This is a genomic window from Rhodococcus sp. CX (assembly GCF_015865005.1).
GTDB lineage: Bacteria > Actinomycetota > Actinomycetes > Mycobacteriales > Mycobacteriaceae > Rhodococcus.
The window spans coordinates 1761-2957 of the sequence record NZ_JADZGH010000174.1 but is presented as its reverse complement, the minus strand read 5'-3'; the positions used below and the strand labels follow the sequence as shown (position 1 = coordinate 2957).

General features: G+C 71.4%; 1 protein-coding gene. It reads right to left on the bottom strand.

All coding sequences use genetic code 11. The features are described from left to right. Window positions 1-1197 (bottom strand): condensation domain-containing protein (locus tag I0Q12_RS18415; RefSeq protein ID WP_231610972.1); only part of this gene is annotated, 1197 nt, incomplete at both ends.

Genomic DNA, 1197 nt, shown 5'->3' with positions numbered 1-1197 from the left:
ACACCCCACCAACCCGCACACCCACATCCACCGCACACTGCGCCAGCACGCGGACGAAGCGGTCGACCAGATCGGTCGTCAGCGCCGCCGGCAGATCGGGGTGGTACTTGACGATCAGCTCCAGCTGTTCGCCGGGCAGGACGAGCAGCGTCAGCGGGAAGCTGGTGCCGTCGTCGATGCCGCGCAGCTGCACGTCGAGACCGCTGCCGGCGGTCGCCCCGGTGAAATCACCCGGATAGTTCTCGAACACCACGAGGGTGTCGAACAGTTCGTCGAGACCGGCGATCCGGTGCAGGTCCGCCAGGCCCACGTGGTGGTGCGCCTGCAGGGCGGCCTGCTCGGCCTGGACGCGGCGCAGCAGGTCGGCGACGGTTTCCGCGGGACGCAGACCGACGCGGACCGCGATCGTGTTGACGGTCATGCCGATCATCTCGTCGATGCCGTCGAGGTCGGCCGCGCGGCCGGAGACCGCGGTGCCGAAGAGCACATCGTCGCGGCCGGTGACGGCTCCTAGCGCCAGCGACCACGCGACCTGCACGATGGTGTTGAGCGTGACACCGGTTTCGCGGCGGAGCCTTTCGAGGCCCGACACGGTCTCGGCGTCGACGGTGAGGGTGTGGTCGACGCACGAACCGGGCGCGAGGGTCCGGCCGGCCGCGAGCAGCGTCGGCTCGGTGACGCCGTCGAGCGCCGCCGTCCAGGCCGCCCGGTCGGCGGCCTCGTCGCGGTCACCCAGCCAGGTGAGGTAGTCGCGGTAGGGGCGCGCCGGTGCCGCGACCGCGGGTGCCGCGCCGATTGCGATGCCGTTGCCGTAGGCGCGCAGCAGGGCGTCGATCACCAGCGGCAGGGACCAGCCGTCGAACAGCAGGTGGTGATGCGTGAGCAGCATCCGGTGCTGTCCGGATCCGATGTGTACGAGCGTGATCCGCATCAGCGGCGGCGCAGCGAGGTCGAAGCGGGTCTCGCGGTCCTGCTCGGCGATTTCGGCCCAGCGTCGGTCCAGTTCCGCTCCGGCCGCGGCGGACAGGTCGATTTCGTGCCACGGCACGGCGGCGCCGGCGGTGACGACCGCGACCTGGCGGCCGGCATCGGTGGTGGTGAATGCGGACCCGAGCTGGGTGTGCGCGGCGAGCACCGTGTCGGCGGCTGCCCGCAACCGGGCGGTGTCGAGGTCACCGGTGATGTCGAGCGCCATCT